Here is a 20,152-nt window from a genome sequence, read left to right on the forward strand (position 1 = left end):
CTAGCGCGGCCTGCCAAGGTCGCCGACTGCGCATGCCTCGCATGCTGTGGAATCAATGTATCTAAAAAGCCCCGGCCGAACTGTTCGCATTTGTTGCAAATTGCAAGGGCAAGCCGAAGCGTTTTGCCGGGCGCCGCACGTGCGCGCCCACGCGCCGCCGCAGCGACAGCCAAGGGAGCCGTGAATCAAGGGGTTGCACGCGAGCGACGGGCCGCGGGTCATAGGTCAGATCGAACGCGAGGGGCTTGAGTTCGCGCATCGGTAAACTTTAATTACAAATTCGCTTCAATCCTGACAGCCGGGAGAAATTTCCCAATAAAAAATGCCCGGCTCAATGGCTCGAGCCGGGCACTTTCTCACCTGCGAAGACCGCGCGACTAGCCGACCTTCACGTACACGAATTCGCGGGACACATTGGGCGGCACATACGCGCCGCTGATCCGCACGCGCGGCGTCAGGCGCTTTTTCTGATCCCACCAGCGACGGCGCTGGGCGTGCGTCAGGAACCGCAAGTGTTTTCGGTAAGAAAAAATACTCATCGCTACCCTCCCGATTTTCTGACTACGAACAAAGTACGAAAAATACGACCGTCAAAACCGACTCATCGACCACTGTTCCTGTCACTACGATTGTGAGCAGTTTTCACACCCGTGGGCGTCGCGCCGCCCGATGACCGACCGGTGGCGCCATATCGCCCGCAAACTCATCCGACGACAGCTGCCGAGCCGCGCAAGGGGCCGGCTCGCGCCCGCGCATTGCGGATGCGAGATACTGCTGCTTTCCCGTTCACACGATCTGTCTGGAGCAGGCGACCATGTCCCAGTCTTCCTTGCCGCGCGTCGGCTTCATCGGTGCGGGGCGGCTTGCGCGCTGTCTCGCTCTCGCGTTCGCGCGCGCCGGCTACCCGGTCACCGCGGTGGCGAGCCGCTCGGCCGATTCCGCGCGCCGGCTCGCCGCCCAGTTCGCGCACTGCATGGCCTCTGACGACCCGCAACAAGTCGTCGACGCTGCCGATATCGTTTTTTTAGCCGTTCCCGACGACAGCATCGGTACGACAGCGCACACACTCCGCTTTGGCGGCGATGCGGCAAGCCACCCCGGCAAGGCGCTCGTGCACTGCAGCGGCGCGTCGCCGGTCGAATTGCTGGCGCCGGCGCGCGATCAGGGCGCGGCGATCGGCGGCTTTCATCCGCTGTATCTATTTAGCGGCGAGCTTGCCGATCTCGAGCGGATCGCCGGCTGTTCGGTGACGATCGAAGCCGACGGCGAACTGAAGAAGACACTGACCGCGCTCGCGCTCGCACTGCGCTGCCATCCGCTGTCGATTCCGCCGGGCGGCCGCATGCTGTATCACGCCGCCGCGCACTACGCGGCGAGCTTTGCGCTTTGCAGCCTCGCCGAATGCGTCGCGTTGTGGCGCACGCTCGGCTTCGCCGAGGACGATGCGCTGCGCGCGCTTCTGCCGATGCTCGCCGGCACGATCGAAACGGCGCGCGACAAGGGCCTGCCGAACGCGCTCGCGGGGCCGGTATCGCGCGGCGACACGGGTGTCGTCGAGAAGCAGCTGGCGCTGCTCGAAAGCTTCGACGGCGACCATGCCGCGCTCTACGGTCTGCTGACGCGCCGCGCGGTCACCCTCGCCCGACGGCGTACCGCGCCGCCCGCGACGATTGAAGCGATCTCCGAAGCTGTGGAAGAATCGCTGGGCCGCTCGCTGAATCAGGCGGCAGCAGGTGCAAGCGTCAAGTAAGCCGTGATAATGTGACGTCCGGCGCGCCGGGCGAAGCAGATGCGAACCACGCGACGACCCGCGCCGCGCCTCGGGATCAACAGACGAGAACGCACAATGATCAAGGTCAGCATCCTCTACCCGTACCGGGAAAATGGCCGCTTCGACATGGACTACTACTGCGCGACCCATATGCCGCTCGCGGCGAAGCTGTTCGGGCCGGCGCTGAAAGGCTGGTCGGTCGACGCGGGCCTGAACGCCGGGCCGCCCGGCACGCCGCCTCCTTACGTGGCCGCGGGTCACTTCCTGTTCGACAGCGCGGACGATTTCTATGAAGTGTTCAAGCCCGCGTCCGAGCAACTATTGGCGGATATCCCGAACTACACGGACGGCGGCAATGGCACGATCCTGATCAGCGAGGTCCGGACTTCCGTGTGATGCCGGACAGACAACCACCGGCAGGCGGTGCGCAATGGCGTCGAACCTCCGGTTGGCTAACCAGGTAAATCCAGAAAACCGCCGGCGCGCACCGATCTTGCGACGCCGGCAGCCCACGGCCCGCCGGTGGCCGTTATCAGAAGCATAAGGACCCGAGATGTTTGGCGATATCGCCCGTTTTCTGCTCAATACCATTTTCACGCTGTTCGGCGCCGCGCTGCTGTTACGCGCGTGGCTGCAGGTCGTGCGCCTGCCGCCGTACAACCCGGTCTCGAACGCCGTGCTGCAGGCGACCAACTGGATCGTGCTGCCGCTGCGGCACATTCTGCCGAGCACGCGCAGGATCGACTGGGCGAGCGTGGCCGCGACGCTGATCGCCGCGATTATCTACGTCGTCCTGATGATCGTGATGACCGGCGCCGATCCGCTGACGCTCGTGCCGACGCTGCTGATCGTCGCGGTGCTGACCGCGATCAAGTGGGCGCTCAATCTTGTCATCTGGATGACGATCCTGATGGCGCTGCTGTCATGGCTCAATCCGCGCTCGCCGGCGATGCCGATTCTGTATCAGCTGACGGCGCCGTTTCTGAATCCGCTGCGCCGCGTGCTGCCGAAATTCGGCGGTATCGATTTGTCGCCGATCCTGCTGTTCGTGATCGTGCAGGTGCTGCAGATGGTCGTCACGCGCGCGGCGGTTCAGCTGACTTATTTTGTGATCTGAGCTGATCGCGCTCGAGACGCCGCCGCTTGCGACTGCATGCGGCGGCGTTTTCGTGTCTGCTGATCGTCGTGGCGGCTTCGACCGCCCTCAGGCGGTCAATTTCCGGATCGCCAGGCTCGGTCGCGAGCCGTGGATCAGAACGCACTCCAGTCACTCTGTGCTGCCGCGGCCGCCGCCACGCGCTCGCGCGCAGGCACGGCCGCCGCGGCCTGAGGCAACGCCGGCTGGTCGACGCGCACGCGCGCCGACGCTCGAGTGGGCGCCGGCGCCGGGTTTGGCAAGGCCGCCGCAAAGGCACGGCTTTCCGCCGTCCGGAACACCGACACCGTCTGCTTCATCCTGCGCGCCTGCGCCTCGAGCGATTGCGCAGCCGCCGCGGCCTGTTCGACGAGGGCCGCGTTCTGCTGCGTGGTCTCGTCCATCTGCGTGACGGCCTGGCCGACCTGGTGAATGCTGCGGTTCTGCTCTTCGGAGGCCGTCGCGATCTCGCCGACGATATTCGACACGCGATGAATCGCATCCTTGATATCGGCCATCGTCGTGCTGACTTCGGCCGCCTGCTGCGTGCCGCCCTCGATGATCGCGACCGACGTCGTGATCATCTCCTTGATCTCCTTCGCCGCGCTGGCCGAGCGCTGCGCGAGGTTACGCACCTCGCTCGCGACCACCGCGAAACCGCGCCCCTGCTCGCCCGCGCGCGCCGCCTCGACCGCCGCGTTCAACGCAAGAATATTCGTCTGGAACGCGATGCCTTCGATCACGCCGGTAATTTCCGAGATCTTCGTCGAGCTGCCGCTGATCTCGCCGATCGTGCGCACCATGCCCTCGACCGCCATGTTGCCGGTGTCGACGACCTGTGCGGCCTGAGTCGCGAGCGCGCTCGCGTTTCGTGCGTTGTCGCTGTTGCGGCCGACGGTCTGCGTCAACTCCGACATGCTCGCCGCGGTCTGTTCGAGCGAAGCGGCCTGCTCTTCGGTGCGAGCGGACAGATCGATGTTGCCGCTCGCGATCTGCTGCGAAGCGATGCTGACCGACTCGGCGCTTTCGCGGATCGAGCCGATCGTCGACGCGAGACGCTCCTGCATGTGCGCGACCGCGCGCAGGATGCTGCGCTCGTCGGCCGCGCCGGTGTGCAGGCGCTGGCTCAAGTCGCCGCCCGCGATCTGCTCGACGACCTTCGCGACTTCGGCCGGTTCGCCGCCGATTTGCCGCACGACCGCCCGCGTCACCAGCAACCCCAAGCCGATCGCAATCGCGACGCCGACGAGCGCGCAGCTCGCGATCCACCACGTCACCGAGCGAACCATGTCGACGCCGTTCGCGACGCGCTGTCTGGCCAACTCATCCCGCACGTCCGACAGCTTGATCATCAATGTGCGCAGCTTGACGTGCAGCGGGTCGGTGGTCGATTTGAGCTCGGCGAGCGCGCCGGTCTGATCGCCCTGGTCGGCCAGCGCCATCACCTTCGCGACCGAGCTCATATAGGCCGGATAGGCGGCGTCGAAGTCGCTCAGCAATTGCTTTTGCGCGTCGGTGGTCGCGTGCTTGCGCTCGTAGTCGAACGCCGCCAGGATCGCCGCTTCACCGCCGTGATTCAGGCGCACCGTATCGGCGCGACCCGCCGGCTCCGGATTCAGGATGTATGAATAGAGGCGGCGAAAGTGCGAGGCCGCCTGCCACGCGGCGGTGCCGTCGTCGCGCACCGGCACGAATTCGCGGTCGTACATTTCGGTTTGCATCGTCGCGACTTCGCGCACCTTCAGCACACCGACCGTGCCGACGATGGCCGTCACGAACGCGCACAGCATCAACGAGCCGACCAGCTTGTGGCTCAGTTTCAGATTGGAAAACCACTGCATCTTGGGAAAGTCTCTTGAACAGGATGGGGAGCGCCGGGGGCGTGCCGGCTTGCGCTGCGCAAGCACACGATGTTGGGCAGCATTCGGGTTAACGGCAGGCGCAGACGCCATCTGAAGACGCGCGCCGTTCTGACCGTCAACGCGAACAGGCGCGGTGGCTGTTCGTGCGCGCGAACCATACCCCTGCCCAAACCGCCCAAAAGCCTGTAAAATCGCGAGTTCCGCGGGCGTCGTATAATGGTAATACCCTAGCTTCCCAAGCTAGAGCCGTGGGTTCGATTCCCATCGCCCGCTCCACTTTCCTGCTGAGCATTCAGCGGAAGCTAGCAAGAGCCGCCTCCCTGAAGGCGGCTTTTTTGTAGTGGCAACGGCCCGGCACAGCGCGCAAGCCGCGCAGCCCTCACCCTTGCAGCAGCATCGACGATGATCCACGATCCAAACGACTCCGGTCTCCCGGACGACTCCCCGACTCCCACGAGCGCAGCAGACCGGTCCGCCGGCGACGAAACGCACAACGTCGACGGCACGCCCGGTGCGACGCCGGCCGACACGCTTCATCACCGCCGCATCCGCAGCTTCGTCACGCGCGCGGGTCGCGTGTCGACCGGCCAGCGCCGCGCGCTCGATGAGTTCGGCCCGCGCTTCGTCGTGCCCTACGCGCCGCAGCAGCCCGACTGGACCGGCGTGTTCGGCCGCGAAGCGCCGCGCGTGCTGGAGATCGGCTTCGGCATGGGCGCCACCACCGCGGAGATCGCCGCACAGCGTCCCGGCGACGACTTCCTCGGCGTCGAAGTCCACGAGCCCGGCGTCGGCGCGCTGCTGAAGCTGATCGGCGAGCAGTCGCTGACGAACATCCGCATCATCCAGCACGACGCGGTCGAAGTGCTCGAACACATGATCGCGCCCGACAGCCTGGACGGCGTGCACATCTTCTTCCCCGATCCGTGGCACAAGGCGCGCCACCACAAACGCCGGCTGATCCAGCCGAAGTTCGTCGCGCTGCTCGTGTCGCGTCTGAAGCCGGGTGCGTATCTGCATTGCGCGACCGACTGGCAGAACTACGCCGAACAGATGCTCGAAGTGCTCGGCGCCGATCCGCTGCTCGAAAACACCGCCGACACCTACGCACCGCGGCCCGACTATCGTCCGGTAACGAAGTTCGAGCGGCGCGGCCTGCGGCTCGGCCACGGCGTGTGGGACCTGGTATTCCGCAAGCGCGCCGCCGCATAACGCGACGAAACGGCAAGCCAACGAAAAAAGGTCCGCATTCGCGGACCTTTTTTCATCGCACAGCCAGCCTCAATCGGCCCAGCTCAACCCGCCGCTATAACCGATCAGCAGGATCAGCAGACCGAAGCCGATCCGATACCACGCGAACACCGTGAAGTCGTGCGACGCGACGTAGCGCAGCAGCCAGCGAATGCAAATGAACGCACTGACGAACGCAGCCGCGAAGCCGAGCGCGAAGCTGCCGAGCGCGTCGGTGGTAAGCAGATGCCAGTCCTTGTACAACTCGTAGGCGGTCGCGCCGAAGATGATCGGGATCGCGAGAAAGAAGGAAAACTCGGTCGCGGCGCGGCGCTCGATGCCGAACAGCATGCCGCCGATGATCGTCGAGCCCGAGCGCGAGGTCCCCGGAATTAGCGCGAAGCACTGCGCGAGGCCGACTTTCAGTGCATCGAGCGGGCTCAGGTCGTCGATGCTGCGCACTCGCACCGCCGCGTCGCCGCGCGCACGTTGACGCGCCTCCGCCCACAGGATCACGACGCCGCCCGCAACCAGCGCGAACGCCACCGGCACCGGCGCGAACAGCGCCTCCTTGATCGACTTTTCGAACAGCAGGCCCAGCACGACCGCCGGAATCGTCGCGATGATGACGTTCAGCGCGAAGCGGCGCGCTTCGGGCCGGTTCGGCAGACCCACGATCACGTTGCCGATGCGACGGCGAAACTCCCAGCACACCGCGAGAATCGCGCCGAGCTGGATCACGACATCGAAGGTCTTCGCGTGCTCGTCGGAGAAATCGATAAGACTGCCGACGACGATCAGATGCCCGGTGCTCGACACCGGCAGGAACTCCGTCAAACCCTCGATCACGCCGAGAATCAGCGCTTTGCAAGCCAGTAGCCAGTCCATCCGTGCCCCTTATCGCAGTTGGTTGTCGCAACGAAATGGGCCGGCACGGTCATGACTGGCACGCGCGGCCCTCGTGGCCGCGCGTGCGCGTCATCTTTCGACGATCTGCACGCGTATGCCGTTTGTAAGGATGGTGATTGTACCGGGTTCGTAATGGACGCCGGCAAATTGCAGTTGCTCGGGCTTGAACGTGTAGATCGGACAGTTGGTCAGCAATTGGGTCGCGAGCAGCGCCGCGGCCGCGTTGATCTGCTGCGTGTACATCTGCGCCTGGCCGTTCACGCTGACGTTATCGACACTCGGCGACTTGAGGATCACCGAACGGCTCGCCGCGTCGTAGGCAAGTTCGCTCGACAGCGTGAACACGCCATCGACCGGCTCTTGCAGGAACGGGCTGGCGAAACGCGCGTCGAGCTTCACCTGCACGCGGTTCGCATCGGGCAGCATGCCCACCACCGGATTGCTCAGCGCGACGTCGAACACCTGCGACACCGTGCGCTGATACGGGAATTTGCGCTGCACGGCCTCCTGCACCTGCTTCTGCGAGAACGTGTATTGCGACGGCATGAACGGAAACGTCGGGCTCGCGCAAGCCGCGAGCGACACGGTGATGCCAAGCACGCTGCAGCCGGTCAGCGCGGCGCGCAGAAAGCGGCGCCGGGCCGGCGCTGCGGGTCGAGTCATGCGAAATCTCCTGTGGAAGCCCTTGCGGACATCGGCTCGCGTTGGCTTTGAGGTGGGTGATGGCGCTTATCGCGTGCCGCGCATCATGGATGCGATGCCGGTTGCGTTTGCACTTCGAGTTGCGTGAGCCATGCGAGCGCTTCACCGCGATTCGCGCCGCACATCTCCTGTTGCGGCTGCAGACCCGAGCAGCATGCGGGCCGCTCCGGCCGGCCGAAGATCGCGCAGCGCAGATCGTCGCCGAGTTGCACGCAGCGAACGCCCGCCGGCTTGCCGTTGGGCATACCCGGAATCGGACTCGAAATCGACGGCGCGATACAGCACGCGCCGCAATCTGGACGGCACGCGTGATCGTCCACTCGTGCGCTCTTCAACCTTTGATCCACGTCATCTTTCCTGAACTCAAACCTTGGCAACGCGTTGCCAGACCCGCATTGTGCCACTGCCTGTCTGTGCGACCTTTTTACACAAACGGAGCCCGCAGGCGCGCATTTAAACTGAAAAATCCCGAATGGCCATGCACACGCGATACGCCGCGAGAGCCGCCCACCGTCCGATACCGCTCATGTCCCTAGCCGACACCCTGTTCCGCCCCGACCTGCTCGCGCGCTACAGCGCGAATGGTCCCCGGTATACGTCCTATCCGACCGCGCCGCAGTTCCGCGAATCGTTCGACACCGCCGACTATCGCCGCGCCGCCGCCGATCCGGGTGCCGCGTCGACCGATGTGTCGCTGTACTTCCATATTCCGTTTTGCGACACCGTGTGCTTCTACTGCGGCTGCAACAAGGTCGTGACGAAAAACCGCGCGCACGCGCGGCCGTACCTCGAGCGGCTCAAACGCGAAATCGGCTTGCAGGCTGCGTGTTTCGATACACAGCGGCCCGTGTCGCAACTGCATTGGGGCGGCGGCACGCCGACGTTTTTGTCGCATGACGAGATGACGGAATTGATGGCCGCAACGCGCGAGCACTTCAATCTGCTGCCCGACGATCAAGCCGAATATTCGATCGAGGTCGATCCGCGCGAGGCGTCGCCCGACACGATCGCGCTGCTGCGCCATCTCGGCTTCAACCGGCTGAGCCTCGGGGTGCAGGACTTCGATCCACGCGTGCAGCAGGCGATCAATCGCATCCAGCCGTTCGAGATGACCGCGTCGGTGATGCAAGCGGCGCGCGCGCACGGTTTTCATTCGATCGGCGTCGATCTGATTTACGGCCTGCCGCATCAAACGGTCGCGAGCTTCAGCCGCACGCTCGACACGATGCTCGAACTCGCGCCGGACCGGCTGTCGGTGTTCGCGTACGCGCACATGCCGCAGCTCTTCAAGATGCAGCGGCAGATGAATGCCGCGACGCTGCCGTCGAGCGAGGAGCGGCTCGTTCTGCTGCAACGGGTGGTCGAACGGCTGACACAGGCGGGTTATGTGTACATCGGCATGGATCACTTCGCGCTGCCCACCGACGAGCTCGCGCTCGCGCAGGCACAGCGCACGCTGCATCGCAATTTCCAGGGCTATAGCACGCGGGCCGAGTGCGATCTGATCGGCTTCGGCGCCTCGTCGATCGGCAAGGTCGGCGACGTGTACGCGCAAAACGCGCGAGAGCTGCCCGCCTACACCGACGCGATCGACGCAAGCCGGCTCGCGATCGCGCGCGGCATCCGCCTGTCCGCCGACGACCGTCTGCGGCGCGACGTGATCACGCAACTGATGTGCAACCTCGAACTGCGTTTCGACGAATTCGAGGCGGCGTACGGCATCCACTTCGCCGACACGTTCGCGCCGGAGCTCGCGCGTCTGCGGTCATTCGAGGACGACGGGCTGATCTCGCTCGGCACGCGCAAGCTCGAAGTGCGGATGGCCGGTCGCATGCTCGTACGCAATCTCGCGATGGTATTCGACCGCTATCTCGGCGAGCAGACGCTCACACGGTTCTCGCGCACGGTCTGAGGACCGCTCGTTGCGAACGCGCTGTGGCGGGTGAAGGCAATCGGCTTGCCCGTCGAGCGATTTTCGGCCATAATCTGCGTCTTCCTCGCGCGCTTAACTTCTGATGCGCGCTGCAGTTTCTGCCCAGGTGGTGAAATTGGTAGACGCAGGGGACTCAAAATCCCCCGCCGCAAGGCGTGCCGGTTCGATTCCGGCCCTGGGCACCAAACACTCTTAAACCGGTTTCAACGGTTCCCCACTAAGCCCCGACAGCCAGCCCTGAGCGGGGTTTTTGTTTGTGTGGTCTCCAACGTTTCACCAGCGATTACAGCCCCCATCAGGGGGTCGTTTGGCGTGTTGCCACGATCCGTACACGAAGCCGGGTGAAAAACTTCGGAAGCTGTACGGCGGCGGCCTGCTTCTGATCACGCCAACGACCAACAAGCGATGCATTTTCAAGTACCGTTTTGCCGGAAAGCTACGGGTTCCCAAGCGCACGCGATATCAAGCACCCGATGAGTGAAGCGGCTATCAATGCCGCGCTTCGGCGGCTTGGCTCCTATGCGCGCATGGAGATAACCGGCCACCGCTTCCGGGCGATGGCGCGCACGATCCTACATGAAGAACTGGAAGAGCCCTTTCCGTTTCTGCCTCACGGCAGCGGAAGCTTGCTGTCATCGAGCCGGCGCGGAGGATTGGCTCCCCAACGTGCTCTTATCTGTTCCGGAGTCTCGGGAGGCCATTTCACGCCCATCCTGATGATGCGGTCCCGGATTTGGACCAGTTTCCTGTAGGCCGGTGAATCAGTCGCGAAGGTATTAATGTCGTCCCATATCCCTAGTGGGAATGACTCGCCGTTAATGTTGTAGGTGTTGGGGTTTGCCCCATGGTCCAGCAGGTAGTCAATCTGATCTAGTGCGCGATTTGCCAGCGCTTCATACAGCACTGAATTGCGCAACGAATCGCGTCGGTTCACATCCGCGCCACGCTCCACCAGCAGCTTGAGTGAGCCAGATGTCGACTCTTTTGCAACAAAGAAAATTAATGGATCTCCCTTGTAGACCAAATTAGGATCAACGCCCCCGTCCAGCATCGCGCGCAGGAATTCCGGGTGGGAGCTGTTGAGCAGGACCCCAAGGGGGCTGCCAAAATCCGGTACGGCCTGCAAGGGATCAGCCCCGGCCCTCACCACCTGCGACGCAACCGCAAGCCGATGCGGGTCGCGCTGCAACGCCTCCTGGACCGCAAAAAACAGCATCGTCATGTTCTTGCGCCCAGGCGTGTTCAGGTCCGTCTTCGGTGCCAGCCGCCTGACCTGCTCCATGTCGCCTCGCTCGATGGCCTGCGCCAGTTCGAGTTGCGGGCCACCAAAGAAATCAGTGGCGGGAAATTTTTTCATTGCATGAACCAAAGGAGATAGCGCTAGTAACAGCACCGGCACGATAAGGATTCGGTTGAGTGTTTTCATCGCTTTCAGCCTCGTTATTTCAAGGCAGAGGAAGTTTGCTGTCATCGAGCCACCGCGGTGCGTTTGCCCCCCAGCGCGCTCGAATCTGTGCCGGTGTCTCCGGGGGCCATTTCACACCCATCCTGATGATGCGATCCCGAATCTCGATTAGCTTTATGTAGGTCGGGGAATTGGGCGCGGAAGCGTTATCGGCAATGCGTGTTGATAGCGCCTGAGGAAACGACAGGCCTTTGATATCGTAGGTGTTGGGATTCGCACCATGATCCAGCAAGTAGTCAATCTGATCTAGTGCACGATTTGCCAGCGCCTCATATAGCACTGAATTGCGCAACGAATCGCGCCGGTTCAGATCGGCGCCACGCTCCACCAGCAGCTTGAGCGAGCCAGATGTCGACTCTCCTGCAACAAAGAAAATTAATGGATCTCCCTTGTAGACCAGATTAGGATCAACGCCCCCGTCCAGCATCGCGCGCAGGAATTCCGGGTGCGAGCTGTTGAGCAGGACCCCGAGGGGACTACCAAAATCCGGTACGGCCTGCAAAGGATCGGCCCCGGCCCTCACCACCTCCGACGTAACCGCAAGCCGATGCGGGTCGCGCTGCAACGCCTCCTGAAACGCAAAAAACAGCATCGTCATGTTCTTGCGCCCGGGCGTGTTCAGGTCCGTCTTCGGAGCCAGTCGCCGGACCTGCTGCATGTCACCCCGCTCGATGGCCTGCGCCAGTTCGAGTTGCGGGCCGCTAAAAAAATCAGTGGCGGGAAATTTTTTCATTGCATGAACCACAGGGAATATCGCCAGTAACAGCACCGGCACGATAAGGATTCGGCTGAGTGCTTTCATCGCTTTCAGCCTCGCTATGACAGTGTTTCAAGTACGGTGATGTCCTCCGCCTTCTGCTGCTCTATGCCGTCTATTGCCTGCGTGATGAAGTGCCGCGACACGGGCGAGCCGCTGCCGGGAAGGAGATAGGGAGTACCGGCTGCACCGGGCAGGGGCGTCCACGTCTGTGCGACGGTCAGAATGTCGCCGTTCACATGGTAGGCATTGATGTTCGATGGCGTGACCTGGCCGCCGTAGTGTTCGACCGTCTTCGGGTGCAGGCCGGCGGCGTTGAAGCTCCAGCAGTCCTTGCCGCTGGCCAAAGAAGCGGCAGAACACAGACCGCCACCTAGCGAGTGTCCGGCAATATCAATTGGTGCCTGTGTGCGGCGCATCTTCCATCCAATATCTACGGCTCGCCTGTAGTAAGGCGATGTCATATCCGCGCTCTGGTTTGAGTTGTTCGACCAGTCGCTCAGGCTCGTCATTTCGGTTCCCTTGAAGGCGAGTGTCGGATTCATATCGGCACCGAAGACCGCCGCATCCGGTTCGTATAGCTGCGCCCTGAAGTTCGCGCCTTCGATTTCCAGGTCTATTGGCTTCAAGCCGTACTGCCGTAGAAATCCCCTATCCCCGCTGCGGTTCACCCACCCTTCGGGCACCGGCCCGGACGGCTCGTAGACATGATCGGAGAGTCTGGCCTTCTCCACCGCGACATTGTTGCGTGCGAGCCGTTCAGCCGCCGCCCGCACGCGCCCGGACATGGCCGCATTGCCCGCCGCAATCAGCGCCTTGCGCGTCTGCCACCGCTGCGCCTTGGTCAGTGCCTGTGGTATCTCGATGTGTGGCGGTGTCGCCCTGGCTGCGCGCGCAGCGGCTAACTGGGCTTGCCAGGTGGCCGGATCATACTCGACGGACCGAATGGGTTCGCCGTCCGGATGACTGCCGGTCCTCGCTACGGGATTTCTTAACGGCGTGCTGCTGTAGGGTGACGGAAACAGGCCATTGCGCGGACCTTTAATGGCAAGCAGTTTGCCCCGGCGAACCTCTTCGAGAAGAGCAACGATGACCCACCAGCCATCGGTGTCAGGGTTACGGTCCCGCACGTTATGAAAAAACAGCCAGTGACTGTCAAGGAGATTCCTGACAAGCTTTCGGTCCTCCTCCCACTTGCTGTGATTGAGTTCGGCAATCTCAAGAAATTCCCGGGTCTCCGCCTTGGCCTTCGGAAGGTCTGCGGCCTTGCCGAGGCACGCCTTATAGCGCCACTCGTCACAGATGACATAACAGGCACCCGATGGCCGCTGGCAGAACAGCTCCACGGAGTGCATCTCAAATACGGACAGGGACATAGGTGTGTCGTTGGTCTATCTGAAGTCGCTGCCGGAGTTGACAGCAGTCAGATAATTACCGTGCGACAGGCAGTCCGTACATGGGCGACCGCCCAAAATCTCCGCCTTCCGAAGAAACAGAAAAGCCCCCGCAAGAACACGGAGGCTCTCCGCGCCCGCAGGCTCACGAACTTTGCATCCTGCTCCGCGAGCAGTTCTCTGATACCCATTGCACCTTCATGCAAAGACCTTAGAGGAGCCGCGCCACACCAGGATCGTTCATCCAGGCTGGTAAGCCCGCTCTCGCCATCCCACCTCTGACGGTGGAAAGTACCTTGCAACACAGAGCAGGTAAATGATCAGCGCCGCGACCGTATAAGACACAAACCGCGCCGCAAAGAACAGCAAGACCACGACGACTGCGACCAGCAGCATCTCCAGTCTCGGACCGAGCGCCGACAACTGCCCGTCGCGCGCTTCGAATGCGGTGCCCAGCAGAATCAGCAACGGGATCAGCGCGAGCACCATGTGGATCGGCTCGAGGATCGGATAAGCCACGAGCATCGTCATCGAGGCGAGCGCGTAGTCGATGCGGCTGTCCCGATGGCGGCGAAACACCAGATACGCGGACAGCAGGCAAGCAGCCAGCACCAACGCATGCGAGACAATCGACAGCAACGTACCGGACATCGGCATGCCGAGCGTCGCCGATAGCGTCTGCAACGCGCCCCGCACGGCGTTGTTCATCGGCGCGCCGCCACCGCTCATCGCCAGTGCCATGCCATTCAGGCGCGGCATGTCCGACACGAAGTAGTGCCACAGAACGTCGAAGCCGAGCCGCGCTCCGGTAATCAGCGTCAAGGCAATCGCAACGACGCTCGCCATCACGAACGTGCGCCATTCGCGGCGCAGCAACAGCAGACCGGCGACGGCGAGAGGCGTGAGCTTGATCGCGATCGCGAAGCCGAGAAAGAGCCCAGCGGCATAGCCTTTGCCACGCTCGATCAGCGCGAAGGTCGCAACCAGCAGGAAGAACAGCAGTTCGTTGGACTGGCCGTCGTAGGTATCTTCGACGAGCGGAAAGCTCAGCAGCGCCACCGCCACCAGCAGCAGGCTAACGCTGCGCTCCGCGCCGCGGTACGCCATCGTGACGACGAGATACAAAGCCAGCGCGAACAACACGATCGACGCACTCACCCAGACGATTTTCGCGGCGAGCGGCGTCAGCAGCGCGAGCGGCGCAAACACCAGCGCGAACTGCGGCGGGTAGGCGTAGAAGATGTCGTCGCCCGTCGAGCGCGCGCCGATGCCCTGCAAGAACGCGATCAGCGCGTCGTGATCGTACAGGCGCGCCGGGTCGTGCAGCACGACGTCGAAGGCGTACAGGTAGAAATTGAAATCGCCGAAGGCGTCGGGGACGTCGCCACGAAACTTCGCGACGACGTGCAGGATGCGCAGCGCGAGGCAGGCTACCGCAATCAGCAGAAGGAGCGCGGCACCCGCGCCGAAGTTCGACCTGGTCCGTACCGCGCCTGAGTTGAACATGGTGTCTCTCCGCGCCGGCTTCGTGCCGGACGACCGGACAGAGATTACCGGTTCGCAAAAATCGATCTGTGCGCTCGCCCACACGGGAGCGACCTATGTGGGGAACTTCGCCGCGTGAAGATCAGCTCGCAATCCCCACGCTAGCGCGAGTCGCCTCGCGGCGCCGCTTGATCACGTAGCCGCCCCACATCAGCACGAGCCATGCCGGCACCAGCCAAACCGAGACCGACAAGCCCGGCGTCAGCGCCAGAATCACGAGGATCAGCGCCATGAACGCGAGGCAGATCCAGTTGCTGAGCGGAAACCAGAACGAGCAGAACACCAGCGTCTCGCCCGCGGCCACCATCGCCTTGCGCGACTTCAGATGCGTGAGGCTGATCAACGCCCAGTTCAGCACCAGCGCCGCGACCACCAGCGACATCAGCAGACCGAGCGCTTCGGCCGGGATCACGTAGTTGATGATCACGGCTGCGAACGTCGCGAGCGCGGACAGACCGATCGCCAGATACGGCACGCCGCGCCGGTCGACCTTCAGCAGCGCGCGCGGGGCGTTGCCCTGCTCGGCGAGACCGTACAGCATGCGGCTATTCGCGTAGACGCCGCTGTTGTACACCGACAGCGCCGCGGTCAGCACGACCACGTTCAGCACGTTGGCGGTCAGTGACGAGCCCATCTGCGAGAAGATCATCACGAACGGGCTGCCGCCCGCCGCCACCTCGTTCCACGGATACAGCGACAGCAGCACCGCGAGCGAGCAGATATAGAAAATCAGGATCCGCAGGATCACCTGATTCACGGCCTTCGGGATGCTTTTCTGCGGCTCGGCGGCCTCGGCCGCCGTAATGCCGATCAGCTCCAGCCCGCCGAACGAGAACATGATCACAGCGAGCATCATGAACAGGCCGTGAAAGCCGTGCGGGAAAAAGCCGCCGTGACGCCACAGGTTCGCGACCGTCGCCTGCGGGCCGCCGTGACCGCTGATCAGCAGATAGCCGCCGAACACGATCATGCCGATCACCGCCGCGACCTTGATGATCGCGAACCAGAACTCGGTTTCGCCGTAGGCCTTCACGTTGGCGAGATTGATCGCGTTGATGATCGCGAAGCACACCAGCGCCGACAGCCATGTCGGCACGCCCGGCCACCAGAAATGCACGTAGGTGCCGACCGCGGTCAGCTCGGCCATGCTGACGAGCACATAGAGCACCCAGTAGTTCCAGCCCGACAGGAAGCCCGGGAAATCGCCCCAGTACTTGTATGCGAAGTGGCTGAACGAGCCGGCGACCGGCTCTTGCGCGACCATCTCGCCGAGCTGGCGCATGATCATGAACGCAATGACGCCGCCGATCGCGTAGCCTAGGATCATCGACGGACCCGCGGCCTGCAGCACGCTGGCGGAGCCGAGAAAGAGGCCGGTGCCGATCGCGCCACCCAGCGCGATCAACTGGATGTGACGATTCTTGAGCCCGCGCTTCAGGCCCTCTTGCTGCTTTGCACTATTCATTACGCCCTGCTGTGTGGAGATCGCTGCGTGTGGCCGCTGCGTGTAGAACGCTGTCGAGGGCAGCGCTGTGGCCGATTGCACGGCCGGACAGCACGCGTCCGGTCCGGCAAAACCGATAATTTTACCCGACCGATATTCCTCTGACGTTCGTAGCCGCCCGCCTTCGTTGTGCGCCGCACTCAAGCGCGCGGATTGTGATTGTCACGGGGATGGCACGCGAGTATGTTGCCGGAGTCCACTTTTCAAGCTGCGGAGCTTCAACATGTTGCCCAAACGTCTGCTTTGCGCCGCTGCGTTGTGTCTCTGTTTCGCGGGCGTCGGTACACCCGCGCTTGCGCAAACGGCGGCGGCCCCCGCTACCGCCAGCACGCCGCCTGCCGCCGCGCTCGGCGGCCCGGTGCGCAACATCGTGCTCGTGCATGGCGCGTTCGTCGACGGCTCGAGCTGGAACGGCGTGGTCGCCAAGCTGCAGCAAAAGGGTTATCACGTGAGCTCGGTGCAGAACCCGCTGACATCGCTCGCCGACGACGTTGCCGCGACCCGCCGCGTGCTCGATCGCGAGAACGGCCCGGTGCTGCTGGTCGGGCATTCGTGGGGCGGCGTCGTGATCACCGAGGTCGCCGCGAATGCGCCGAACGTCGCCGGGCTCGTGTATGTCGCCGCGCTTGCGCCGCAACTGCACGAATCGGCGACGGACGTGATGAAGGCCGGCGGGCCGATGCCGGCCGGCCAGAGCATCAGCAAGGACGCGAACGGGTTTTTGTGGCTCGACCGCGCGCGCTATCACGCCGACCTCGCCGCCGACGTGCCCGAGACCGTCACCCGCGTGCTCGCCGCCGCGCAGGTACCGATCGCCGCGAGCGCATTCGACGAACCGGTCGATCAGGTCGGCTGGAAAGACAAACCATCGTGGTACGTGCTGACGACGAAAGACCGGGCGGTGTCGCCGGATTTGCAGAAAATGATCGCCGGGCGCATCGGCGCGAAGGTGGTGCCGGTCGCGTCGAGCCACCTCGCGCCGGTGTCGCACGCCGGGGCGGTGGCCGAGGCAATCGATCATGCGGCGCGCGAGTTGAGCCGGCAGCAGCAGTAGGCCACCGCAATAAGCTGTCAGCGGCTCGGCGTGCCGCGGCTCAGCGCAACATGAACGACATCGCCGATAGACAGTTCAGCATCCGCACCGCATGCTCGGCCGACGCCGCACTGAAACGCAACGTCACGCCATCGACACGCGTGAGCGTCGGCCATTGGCAGAACAGATCGGCAAGCCCGCTCGTTTGCACGCGCAGTTCGCAGTCGACTGCTCGCGGCTCCCCACGCGTCGCGGCAGGCGCGCGGCCCGCTTCGATATGCTGACGGACCACGTCGCGCGCGGCAGCCCGCAGCGCCTCGCGCACGCTCGCGGGCGACTGCGTGACGCCGCTTGCCTGACCGGTCGCGGTCTTCGTGACGACGAAATGCGCGCCGGGAAAACGCGGCGCGGTTTCCTCGGCGAACACGTCGTCACCCGATAAAAGCGCGACACGTGCGCCATATTCTTCAGCGAGCGCGCCGTACAGCCCCGCTTCGCCTAGCTCCACGCCATTGAACGCGACGCGCGCGAACGCGAAGCTGTTGATCGTGTGCGCGAGAATGCCGCGCGTTTGCGCCTTCGCGTGATAGCCGATCATGAAGACGAGTGCCGCGCCGTATTCGAGCCCGGCCATCATGCCGAGCGTGCGCGGCTTGCCGAGCACGACCTGCGCGCGCGGATCGAGCAGATCGGGCAGCAGGTTGCGAAAGCCGCCGTGCGAATCGTTGACCCACACGTCGGTCGCGCCGCCCGCGAACGCGCCTTCGATGGCGGCGTTGGCTTCGAGCGTCATCCAGCGTCGCGCGGCTTCGTATTCGCCGTTGCCCGCGCGCGTCTGCTCGGCATGAAACACGCCGGCGATGCCTTCGATGTCGGTGGAGATCAGGACTTTCATCGCGCGGAATTCCTCAGCAGTTGGGCAAGATCGGGCACGCTGTCGCGCAGCGACAGCCGCCTATGGCCGTCGCGACCGGTGACGGATTCGGCGCTCCACAATGCATCGACGATCGCCTGTTCGACGCTGTCGGCGCACGCGCGAAACAGCGGGTCCATACAATGATCGGCGACGAGCGGCGGCAGCGCGACGAAGTCCGCGCCGTGCGGCACCGTGTATGCGGTCGAAAACGCCAGCGCGATATCGCCGCTGCCGTGGCCGTACACCGAGCCGGTACGCGCGAGACCCGCCGCCGCGCGCAACGACAGGCGTTTCAATTGGCGCGCGTCGAGCGGTGCATCGGTCGCGACGATCATGATGATCGAACCTTGCTCGGGTTTGTCGGAGGTTGCGCTGGCAGCAGCATTAGCAGCATTTGCCGCCTCAGCCGCAGCCGCGCGTTCGGCCAGCACGCGGCCGAGCGGCGTGCCGTCGATCGTCAGCATCGGCAGACGGCCGAAGTTGGCCAGCACGAGCGCACCGACGGTGTAGTCACGGCCCGCCGCACTGACCACCCTTGACGCAGTGCCGATGCCGCCCTTCAGATCGAAGCACGACATGCCGCGCCCCGCGCCGACCGCACCGCTCGCGACATCGGTACTCGCGGCATCGAACGCTTCGTTGAAATGCTGTTCGGTCACGGCGAGCGCCTGAATATCGTTCAGGTAGCCGTCGTTGCATTCGAACACTAGCGGATTGACGGTCGACCATTCGCGGCCGATGCGCGGATTCGCGCGAATCGCCGCGCGGATCTGCGCCTGCGCGACCGTACCGACGCCGAATGTGTTGGTCAGCGCGATCGGCGTCTCCAGCGCGCCGAGTTCGTCGAGTTGCACGAGCCCGACGCTCTTGCCGAAGCCGTTGATCACCGACGCGGCGGCCGGCACCTTGTCGACGAACGGATCGCCGCGGTGCGGTCGGATCACGGTGACGCCGGTTTGCAACGCGCCTTCGGCAAGCGTGCAATGACCGACGCTGACGCCGTCCACGTCGGCGATCGTGCCGAGCGCTCCGGCCGGCAACGTGCCGATATGCGGCGCACGCTCAGCCGAGTGATGGTTATTCGTGCTCATGGCCGATCCAGCTTCGGGTCGAGCGCATCGCGCAGACCGTCGCCGAGCAGGTTGAACGCGAGCACGGTCAGAAAAATAGCGAGGCTCGGAAACAGCGCGATATGCGGCGCGGTCACCATATCGGCGCGCGCTTCGTTGAGCATCGCGCCCCACTCGGGCGTCGGCGGCTGCGCGCCCAGGCCGAGGAACGACAGGCTCGCCGCCGTGATGATCGACGTGCCGATGCGCATCGTCAGATACACGACGACCGATGAAATCGTGCCCGGCAGAATATGCCGCACGATGATGGTCCAGTCCGACGCGCCGATGCTGCGCGCCGCTTCGATATAGGTGAGCTGTTTGAGCATCAGCGTATTGCCGCGCACGAGCCGCGCGAACGCCGGGATGCTGAAGATCGCCACCGCGCTGATCACGTTGATCATGCCGTTGCCGAGAATCGCGACCACGCCGATCGCGAGCAGAATGCCGGGGAACGCAAACAGCACATCGGCCACGCGCATCGTGATGCGATCCCACCAGCCCTCGTAGTACCCGGCAAGCAGACCGAAGAACGTGCCGATCACCGCGCCGATCGCAACGGACAGAAAGCCCGCTTCGAGCGAAATGCGCGAACCGACGAGGATGCGGCTGAAAATATCGCGGCCCAGCGAATCGACGCCGAACCAGTGCGCGGCCGACGGCCCCGCGTTCAGCGCGTCGTAGTCGAAGAAATTCTCGGGGTCGTACGGCACGATATGCGGCGCGATGATCGCGATCACGATCAAGAGCAGCACGAACACGCCGGCGGCCAGCGCGACATGCTGCTTGCGGAACTTGCGCCAGAACTCGCTCCACGGCGTGCGGATCGCGCGTTCGGCGAGCGTGGGATTGGCCGCGTTCGGCCCGGTGGCAGTGGTGCTCATGCGGGC

Annotated in this window: 19 protein-coding genes, 2 tRNA genes and 1 pseudogene; 9 read left to right on the forward strand and 13 right to left on the reverse strand. The window is 63.9% G+C overall.

Annotated features, from left to right (window positions below; genetic code table 11):
• Positions 1–377: 377 nt before the first annotated feature.
• A complete protein-coding gene (locus tag AB3X95_RS07090; RefSeq protein WP_013090236.1) occupies positions 378–539 on the reverse strand; it encodes a hypothetical protein in 162 nt (53 codons plus the stop codon).
• 275 nt (positions 540–814) lie between these two features.
• Between AB3X95_RS07090 and AB3X95_RS07095 the strand changes: the two genes are divergently transcribed.
• From AB3X95_RS07095 to AB3X95_RS07105, 3 genes are all read left to right on the forward strand, one after another.
• Positions 815–1,750, forward strand: a complete 936-nt coding sequence (locus AB3X95_RS07095; RefSeq protein ID WP_368620979.1) for a Rossmann-like and DUF2520 domain-containing protein — start codon at positions 815–817, stop codon at positions 1,748–1,750.
• Between the two features lie 96 nt (positions 1,751–1,846).
• A complete protein-coding gene (locus tag AB3X95_RS07100; RefSeq protein ID WP_176105292.1) occupies positions 1,847–2,167 on the forward strand; it encodes an EthD family reductase in 321 nt (106 codons plus the stop codon).
• Positions 2,168–2,324: 157 nt separating this feature from the next.
• Complete coding sequence (locus AB3X95_RS07105; RefSeq protein ID WP_176105291.1) at positions 2,325–2,888, forward strand: YggT family protein; 564 nt, start codon at positions 2,325–2,327, stop codon at positions 2,886–2,888.
• Positions 2,889–3,022: 134 nt separating this feature from the next.
• Here the strand turns inward: AB3X95_RS07105 and AB3X95_RS07110 are convergent, their stop codons facing one another.
• Positions 3,023–4,747: a methyl-accepting chemotaxis protein gene (locus AB3X95_RS07110; RefSeq protein WP_368620980.1), complete on the reverse strand. Its 1,725-nt coding sequence runs from the start codon at positions 4,745–4,747 to the stop codon at positions 3,023–3,025.
• A 223-nt stretch (positions 4,748–4,970) separates the two neighbouring features.
• On the opposite strand from AB3X95_RS07110, the gene AB3X95_RS07115 reads away from it, so the two are divergent.
• Positions 4,971–5,044 (forward strand) — tRNA-Gly (locus AB3X95_RS07115).
• A gap of 126 nt (positions 5,045–5,170) precedes the next feature.
• Positions 5,171–5,977 (forward strand): tRNA (guanosine(46)-N7)-methyltransferase TrmB, encoded by an 807-nt coding sequence (gene trmB / locus AB3X95_RS07120; RefSeq protein WP_368620981.1) that lies wholly within the window; start codon positions 5,171–5,173, stop codon positions 5,975–5,977.
• 69 nt (positions 5,978–6,046) lie between these two features.
• Here the strand turns inward: trmB and AB3X95_RS07125 are convergent, their stop codons facing one another.
• The 3 genes from AB3X95_RS07125 to AB3X95_RS07135 all read right to left on the reverse strand — a co-directional run bounded on the left by AB3X95_RS07125 (position 6,047) and on the right by AB3X95_RS07135 (position 7,953).
• On the reverse strand, positions 6,047–6,883 hold the full coding sequence (locus AB3X95_RS07125) for an undecaprenyl-diphosphate phosphatase (RefSeq protein ID WP_368596540.1): 837 nt from the start codon (positions 6,881–6,883) through the stop codon (positions 6,047–6,049).
• A gap of 90 nt (positions 6,884–6,973) precedes the next feature.
• The gene (locus AB3X95_RS07130) at positions 6,974–7,567 is read right to left on the reverse strand and encodes a DUF1439 domain-containing protein (protein WP_368620982.1); all 594 of its coding nucleotides are present in this window, start codon (positions 7,565–7,567) and stop codon (positions 6,974–6,976) included.
• A gap of 83 nt (positions 7,568–7,650) precedes the next feature.
• Complete coding sequence (locus AB3X95_RS07135) at positions 7,651–7,953, reverse strand: YkgJ family cysteine cluster protein (RefSeq protein WP_176105286.1); 303 nt, start codon at positions 7,951–7,953, stop codon at positions 7,651–7,653.
• 179 nt (positions 7,954–8,132) lie between these two features.
• Between AB3X95_RS07135 and hemN the strand changes: the two genes are divergently transcribed.
• The 3 genes and pseudogenes from hemN to AB3X95_RS07150 form a co-directional block, all read left to right on the forward strand.
• A complete protein-coding gene (hemN, locus tag AB3X95_RS07140) occupies positions 8,133–9,518 on the forward strand; it encodes an oxygen-independent coproporphyrinogen III oxidase (protein WP_368620983.1) in 1,386 nt (461 codons plus the stop codon).
• A 121-nt stretch (positions 9,519–9,639) separates the two neighbouring features.
• Positions 9,640–9,724: transfer RNA gene (locus AB3X95_RS07145), tRNA-Leu, on the forward strand.
• Positions 9,725–9,976: 252 nt separating this feature from the next.
• A pseudogene (locus tag AB3X95_RS07150) lies at positions 9,977–10,132 on the forward strand (integrase); the annotation flags it as partial.
• 17 nt (positions 10,133–10,149) lie between these two features.
• On the opposite strand, the gene AB3X95_RS07155 reads toward AB3X95_RS07150, so the two are convergent.
• The 5 genes from AB3X95_RS07155 to AB3X95_RS07175 form a co-directional block, all read right to left on the reverse strand.
• Positions 10,150–11,010 carry an ankyrin repeat domain-containing protein gene (locus AB3X95_RS07155; RefSeq protein WP_368620984.1) on the reverse strand — a complete coding sequence of 287 codons (861 nt, stop codon included), beginning with the start codon at positions 11,008–11,010 and terminating at the stop codon, positions 10,150–10,152.
• The gene (locus AB3X95_RS07160) at positions 10,985–11,806 is read right to left on the reverse strand and encodes an ankyrin repeat domain-containing protein (RefSeq protein WP_368620985.1); all 822 of its coding nucleotides are present in this window, start codon (positions 11,804–11,806) and stop codon (positions 10,985–10,987) included. Before AB3X95_RS07160 ends, AB3X95_RS07155 begins: the two co-directional genes overlap by 26 nt.
• Positions 11,807–11,820: 14 nt before the next feature.
• Positions 11,821–13,137, reverse strand: a complete 1,317-nt coding sequence (locus AB3X95_RS07165; protein ID WP_368620986.1) for a hypothetical protein — start codon at positions 13,135–13,137, stop codon at positions 11,821–11,823.
• Positions 13,138–13,395: 258 nt separating this feature from the next.
• Positions 13,396–14,661: a glycosyltransferase family 87 protein gene (locus AB3X95_RS07170; RefSeq protein ID WP_368620987.1), complete on the reverse strand. Its 1,266-nt coding sequence runs from the start codon at positions 14,659–14,661 to the stop codon at positions 13,396–13,398.
• A 121-nt stretch (positions 14,662–14,782) separates the two neighbouring features.
• The gene (locus AB3X95_RS07175; protein WP_368620988.1) at positions 14,783–16,165 is read right to left on the reverse strand and encodes an amino acid permease; all 1,383 of its coding nucleotides are present in this window, start codon (positions 16,163–16,165) and stop codon (positions 14,783–14,785) included.
• A 262-nt stretch (positions 16,166–16,427) separates the two neighbouring features.
• Between AB3X95_RS07175 and AB3X95_RS07180 the strand changes: the two genes are divergently transcribed.
• On the forward strand, positions 16,428–17,258 hold the full coding sequence (locus tag AB3X95_RS07180) for an alpha/beta fold hydrolase (protein WP_368620989.1): 831 nt from the start codon (positions 16,428–16,430) through the stop codon (positions 17,256–17,258).
• Between the two features lie 40 nt (positions 17,259–17,298).
• Here the strand turns inward: AB3X95_RS07180 and AB3X95_RS07185 are convergent, their stop codons facing one another.
• Genes AB3X95_RS07185 through gsiD form a run of 3 tightly spaced genes read right to left on the reverse strand, consistent with a single transcriptional unit; the run spans position 17,299 to position 20,146 of the window.
• Entirely contained in the window at positions 17,299–18,132 is an 834-nt protein-coding gene (locus AB3X95_RS07185) for a M55 family metallopeptidase (RefSeq protein WP_176124434.1), read from the reverse strand.
• Entirely contained in the window at positions 18,129–19,244 is a 1,116-nt protein-coding gene (locus AB3X95_RS07190) for a P1 family peptidase (protein WP_368620990.1), read from the reverse strand. The genes AB3X95_RS07185 and AB3X95_RS07190 overlap by 4 nt, the downstream gene beginning before the upstream one ends.
• Positions 19,241–20,146, reverse strand: a complete 906-nt coding sequence (gsiD, locus tag AB3X95_RS07195) for a glutathione ABC transporter permease GsiD (protein ID WP_176124436.1) — start codon at positions 20,144–20,146, stop codon at positions 19,241–19,243. The genes AB3X95_RS07190 and gsiD overlap by 4 nt, the downstream gene beginning before the upstream one ends.
• Positions 20,147–20,152: the final 6 nt, after the last annotated feature.

It is taken from the genome of Paraburkholderia sp. BR13444, assembly GCF_040948755.1.
GTDB classification, from domain to species: domain Bacteria; phylum Pseudomonadota; class Gammaproteobacteria; order Burkholderiales; family Burkholderiaceae; genus Paraburkholderia; species Paraburkholderia youngii.